The sequence below is a fragment of the Microcoleus asticus IPMA8 genome (assembly GCF_013179805.1).
GTDB lineage: Bacteria > Cyanobacteriota > Cyanobacteriia > Cyanobacteriales > Microcoleaceae > Microcoleus > Microcoleus asticus.
Window position 1 is genome coordinate 44,744 of sequence record NZ_SRRZ01000044.1, and the last position, 6,000, is coordinate 50,743.

Sequence of the window (6,000 nt, forward strand, 5' to 3'; positions counted from 1 at the left end):
TGATTACACTCACTTAGAAGTATTTCTGGCAGTACGGAGAAGAAAACAAGTTAAGAGTTCTTGTTAATACCTTTATTTGAGAGTGAGATTACGTAAGAGGGGTAAGACCCTTCATTTGTACGACCCTACCGTCTCCGTATCTCAGCAGATCGAGCTAGCGACGCCGATCGCAAGTCATATCAAATACCTTGTCAGTGGTGTGATGTACCGTTGCAATTCGAGCCATCCCAATGTCTGAGGTGAAAAGCCTCTTTCCGGTTTGCGGCAGCCTGAGTTTGATTACTAGGAAAGAGCACAGAATTTAGACTTGCGCGCGCATTTTAAGCTCCCCTTCGGGGCGGTTAGAGGTCATGCGCAAGTCGCGAACAATATCAGGACTTACGCATCAAGACCGAAGAAACCGGGTTTTTTAAGCAAGCATAAGGGCTGCAACGAAGTGTTTTCGTAAAAAAACTTGGTTTCTGGTCAAGTCGCGAATAACATAATTCCCAAGTCAGCGGATCTGTAATGAACAGGCGCGTCAAGGGTGTTATCGCAGCATTTGGGAATTTTTGTGCCGCATCCCATCCAAAAGAGTGAAAACATTATGAAACAGCAATTATTGACAAAAGTTGTGGCGGCAACAGCGATCGCCCTCAGCGGCCTGACGGTTGCTTCTCAACCGAGTTACAGTCTGCTTGCACCCGGGGAAAGTGGATTTTGGTGCAGCACCTCGACCGGTGCGCCGGTGACGGTGTACCAAAACCCTCAAGGTGCCGTAGAGCCTTGGATTGAGTGGACTTCCGATTATTTCTCCGGTTCTGGCTACAATCCGATAACTCGGTGTCAATTAGTGAGTCAACGCCTCGAAATCTATCGCCGCAACCGGGTGCTGAAGTACATTACTGCGGGTCAGATGAACGGTCAAAATGTCATTTGCACGGCCAATCAAATCAATGGTCTGTGTCAAAATTTGATTTATACACTCAGGCCCGGTCAAGACCCGATCGGCTCTTTGTATAACTTGTTGGCTTGGCGCCAAGGACTGGTCGGGATGCCCTCAGTGGCTGAAAGTAGTAAAATTCCTTACATTGATGTCAGGGAAAAGCTAGGGGAAAACACTGCCGATGGGGCGGAACTGCCCCTTTTTTTCCCGCCGTCCGGACTGCCTTAAAGATTGGCAATTTTTCAATCCCATTGCCAATTCCGGCGGTGGATGTGGAAAACTTGGCGCGTCAAACAGCGGTACGCATCCAGACGGGGAAATCTTTTGGTTCGGGGACGATCGTCCGGCGGCAGGGGCAAACCTATACGGTGCTTACTAATTGGCACGTTGTGGCGATCGTCCGGGGCGATCGGACAATTGTCACCGGCGACGGCATCCTCCACCAACCGCTGGGAGTTCCGAGGAGGCTGGGCGATACCGATCTGGCGATCGTTGAGTTTCGCAGCGCGATCGAGTATAAAGTAGCACCGATTAGCGCCGAGCCGGCAGCGGTGGGAGAGCCGCTGCTGGCGGCCGGATTCCCTGCCGGTGCTGAGGTGTTGGCTGTAGCGGGGGGGGTCGTAGAACTGCTGCTGCCCAAATCTTTGCCTCAAGGTTATAGCTTGGGTTATACAAATGAGGTTAAAATCGGTATGAGTGGTGGCCCAATTTTTAATGTCAAAGGTTTCTTGGTTGGGATTAACGGTCGAGGTAAGTATCGAGATCCAGATTTTGGAGTCTATGCTTTTGAAGATGGAAGTGAACCGACAACGGAATTATTGGAAAAAATGGTTAAATCCAGTTGGGGAATTCCTATCAGTATATATTTGCAGTTCGTCTCGTCTGATCTAGGGAGTTAGCGATGAATTCGTGGGGTTTGCGGTTTGACGCACTGACAATCATTTTGACCGGTGCAGTAACAGTGGCTGCGGTTGTCAGCCAACAATATGCTGCTTGTGCCAAAACACCCGAAGAAATTGCCCAGCTAGCGATGTTGACAACTGTGGAAGTCAACAACACGCTGGGTTTTTTTGCTAGTGGATCGGGAGTAATTATTGCCAAACAGGGTAATATTTACACTGTTCTGACAGCTAATCATGTGGTGGCAAGCCTCGCTCAAAAATACAGCATTCGCACTCATTTGGAGAAGGATTATGCTGCGATTAGAATACAGCGACTCCCGAAAAATGACCGGGATATAGACTTGGCTTTGATACAGTTTCAGAGCCGAGAACAGTATCCAGTAGCACCAATGGGCCAGTCAGAACGCGCTGTTGTCGGTTCTGCTATTTACGTTTCTGGCTATCCGCTGCCAATTTCGGGATTTGAACGAAAACTTGAGTTTACTGCTGGTATCATCTCTTCTCGCTTGGGCAGCGCCTCATCGGGGTACCGTCTGCGCTACCAAGCTGTAACCAGGCGCGGGATGAGCGGCGGGCCTGTGTTTGATGCTGATGGCAGGGTGGTAGGAATTCACGGTCAGGGGGATACTGTTGGCACAATTAGGAGTCAGTGGAACGGTCAGATTGAGGAGATAAAAACGGGGTTGAACGCGGCAATCCCAATCGATGCTTTTATGGCGTTGGTATCACAAAATAAGCGTAATGGCTTTGATATTCTTAGCAATCTTTCTCTCAGCAGCGCGTCGGGTCAAAACCAACCGAATCAGGTTTATGGAGGATTTGTGTGCGATACCTCAACGGGCGAGCCGGTGACTGTGTATCAAAATCCGCAAGGGTTCAGAGAGCCTTGGATTCGCTGGAATTCTAATTTCTTTTCTAGTTCGGGCTACGATCCTCTAACTCGCTGCCAACAAGTGACTCAGCGCCTTGAGAATTATAACCGAAATAAACAGCTAAATTATGTCACTGTGGGTATTGTAAATAACCAGAAAGCGATTTGCACGACTAGCCGCGTTAATGGGCCTTGCGAGGGTTTGATCTACACGCTGCGCCGCGATCAAGATCCAACTCCTGCACTTAGCAGTTTTTTTGTTTGGTTGGGGAATCAAAAGGCTATGCCTTCTCTTTCTGAAAGCGGTACAGTGCTTTATATTGATGTCCGGGAACGGCTGGAACAATTTTAGATTTGCGATTTGAGGTTTTAGAGGAATTAGTAATGGCTAAACACAGAACCCCGACTTTTTTAATAATTCGGGGTTCTCAAATAACTATTTATTAGCTGAAAAATAGAGAGATTTTACTTATTTATCACTGACATAATAGAACTAATGCTTTTTTGGAACACGGAAGCTATAAAATTACTCTTACATTAATCCAATTCAAATTTTTCCGGTATCAAGCATGACAGCAACTACTCCGCAGGCAACGTCAACAACGCCCGCTTTTTGCGAAGGCATTCAATATTTTTCTGAAACAGTCCCTGGTTTTGAGACTTATGGAAAAGCACCTGCGATCGCCGAGGGGAGCAAGTCGATCGCCGATTCTGCCGATCCCGTCGCCGTCTTTCAAACGATGCTGGGAGCAGACGCCCTGCGCTACCTGACGCTGCAAGTTACCGCCAGCAAGGCATCGGGACATCCGGGGGGTTTTGCTAGCCAAGCTGAGGCTTATGCCGCTTTGGTGATGCTCGGACACAAGAACATTGTCACCGAAGTCGGCCATCACGCGCCGGGATTTTACAGTGCCATGTTTCTCGATCGATCTTTGGAGGATATGGGAATTGTTAACGTGCAGCAAGTGCGCGATAAATTCCGAGAAAAAGACGGTTTGTTAGGACATCTTTCCGGTTTCATTCCCGGCCTTTTAGCACCGGCGGGCCCCCTCGGACAAGGGCAGCATTTCGCAATGGCTGGAGCGCTTTTGCACCGCGAAAAACTGTTTGCTTTCACAATGGGCGACGGCGGTATGGGCGAACCCTATCCGATGAGCAGCATGGCGCATTTCCACACTGCTTATCCCAGCATTACTAACTTTTTGCCTGTCTTGGTTTGGAACGGATATTCTCAGGAACATCACAGCATGGTTTCGACTAAAACTAATGCTGAAATGATTGCTTATTGGCAAGGCAATGGTTTTGAAGAAGTTATCTTAGTTGATGCTAAGGAATTTGACGATAAAAATCAACCGGAAGATTATGTTGACAGCACTGCTTTTTCGCTCAAACAGCGGATGGCATTTACCAAAGCTGTTTTACAAGGAGTTGACAAAGCGGCAAAATCTGCTCTCGGCGGCAAATTAACTGTGTTTATTATCAAACAGTTGAAAGGTGCCGGCGTCCACGCACGCGGAGCAAAATCTCACAACCTTTATCCGAAAGATACGCTGGATGCTCCGCACATTGTCAGTGCTCTAAAAGAGCGCGCTTTGACTGCTGCTGCTTGGGAGTTGGTACGGACAAATTGCGAGCGTGCGGGCGGCGGGCCGGCGGCAAAAACAGTTGTTACTGAGTTTACATTGCCGCTGGCAGATTTAGGCGAATTGCCTTTGGAAGAATTTGCTGTTGGGGGAGAAGCGAAGATTTCGACAACAGCAATGGGGGTTTTGGTGGGGAAAGTTGGCGAGCGCGATCGTACTTTTATTGTCACTAATGCTGACGGCAATGAAGCATCGGCAATTGCCAATATCAACCAAGCTCTCAAGATTATTCACCCGACGACAGATGACCTGTACAATCAATCGCCAAACGGTCAAGTTTACGAACCTTTGAGCGAAGATGCTTGCGCCGGTTTAGCCGTAGGTTTATCGCTATTTGGAGCGCGGAGTTTGTGGTGTTCCTACGAATCTTTTGCCATCAACGGTTTACCAATTTGGCAAACTGTAACCCAAGCAATGGCAGAATTGCGCCGTCCAACTCCGGCAACTGTCACCTTATTTACAGCGGGTGCATTGGAACAAGGCCGCAACGGTTGGACGCACCAGCGGCCGGAAATTGAGGCTTATTTTGCGGCGATGATGCGGAACGGAAATGTATTTCCTTTGTTTCCACCGGATGCTAACAGCATTCAAGCTTGTTACGAGTGGGCTTTGACTGCTAGAAATAAGGGAGTTGTGATTACTGCGAGCAAGTCGCCACTGCCAATTCGCACTACTTTTGAACAGACTCGCCAAGGTTTGCAAGACGGTGCAATAGTGCTGCACGAAGTCGATTCCCCGCAAGCTCCCCACAATCAAGGGGGGAGCAAGAAAGTTGTGTTTGCAGTTGTCGGCGACATGACGTTAATGCCAGTGTTTGAAGCGGCGGCATTTTTGGAAACAGAAGGCATTGGAGTGCGGATTGTTTCTGTTGTGAATCCTCGGCGTTTGTATCGTGCTAGCGATGTTGCTTGGGATACTTGTTCGGAAGCTGACGGCGGCTTTTTGAGCGATGAGAAATTTGCCGAAATGTTTGGCGGAGATGCCTTAATTGGCGTGACAGGCGGTGCTTCTGGGATGTTGGAACCTGTGATGCTCCGCAGCAATTGCCCGCGGGATACTTTCGCTTGGAAGCGGGGGGAAACTACTGCTAGTGCTGGTCAGTTGATGGCGTTTAATGGGTTGACTGCTGAGGCGTTGACTAAAAGGGCGATCGAGCTAGTTCATTAAGTTAGAATGTGAGTTAATGCCCCTGCCTGGTTTGTGCTGGGTAGGGGCTAGTAATATTCAAGTAGGATTGTGATACCTATGAGAGCAAAAATTTTAGAAGAAATAGGTACGCTTGCAGAACAGCGATTGATTCTCCCCGGTTATTATACTTGGGAGCAATTTGAGGATGTCGAATCTTTGATGGCCGACTCTCCGGGTTTGCGGATAACTTATCTTGATGGGTGGATCGAGTTTATGACACTGGGTGAAGCACATGAGACAATCAGTTGTCTTCTTAATTTTTTGCTACAACTCTACTTTTGTGAAATGGGAATTGAATATATTCCTGTAGGAAGCGCAACTCGCAGAGACCGGGCAAGAGATGTATCCTTTGAACCAGACGAGTCTTATTATATAAATTCAATAGACATCTCCAAAATAGTAACATTTTGTGGTACAAGAAGATCGTAAAGCTTTTTTGAGACAGAAACATGAGCGACATCCTGAATCATA

At 48.0% G+C, this 6,000-nt stretch carries 5 protein-coding genes; all 5 read left to right on the forward strand.

All coding sequences use genetic code 11. The annotated features are described in order from the left end of the window. Positions 1–586: 586 nt before the first annotated feature. The 5 genes from E5S67_RS13730 (at position 587) to E5S67_RS13750 (ending at position 5,958) form a co-directional block, all read left to right on the forward strand. Positions 587–1,153, forward strand: a complete 567-nt coding sequence (locus E5S67_RS13730) for a COP23 domain-containing protein (RefSeq protein ID WP_172187979.1) — start codon at positions 587–589, stop codon at positions 1,151–1,153. A gap of 23 nt (positions 1,154–1,176) precedes the next feature. Beyond that, entirely contained in the window at positions 1,177–1,824 is a 648-nt protein-coding gene (locus tag E5S67_RS13735; RefSeq protein ID WP_216670426.1) for a S1 family peptidase, read from the forward strand. 2 nt (positions 1,825–1,826) lie between these two features. Then, positions 1,827–3,050 (forward strand): COP23 domain-containing protein, encoded by a 1,224-nt coding sequence (locus E5S67_RS13740; RefSeq protein ID WP_172188049.1) that lies wholly within the window; start codon positions 1,827–1,829, stop codon positions 3,048–3,050. 217 nt (positions 3,051–3,267) lie between these two features. After that, entirely contained in the window at positions 3,268–5,508 is a 2,241-nt protein-coding gene (locus E5S67_RS13745) for a phosphoketolase family protein (RefSeq protein ID WP_172188051.1), read from the forward strand. Positions 5,509–5,586: 78 nt separating this feature from the next. Next, complete coding sequence (locus E5S67_RS13750; RefSeq protein ID WP_246276777.1) at positions 5,587–5,958, forward strand: PDDEXK family nuclease; 372 nt, start codon at positions 5,587–5,589, stop codon at positions 5,956–5,958. Positions 5,959–6,000 lie beyond the last annotated feature (42 nt).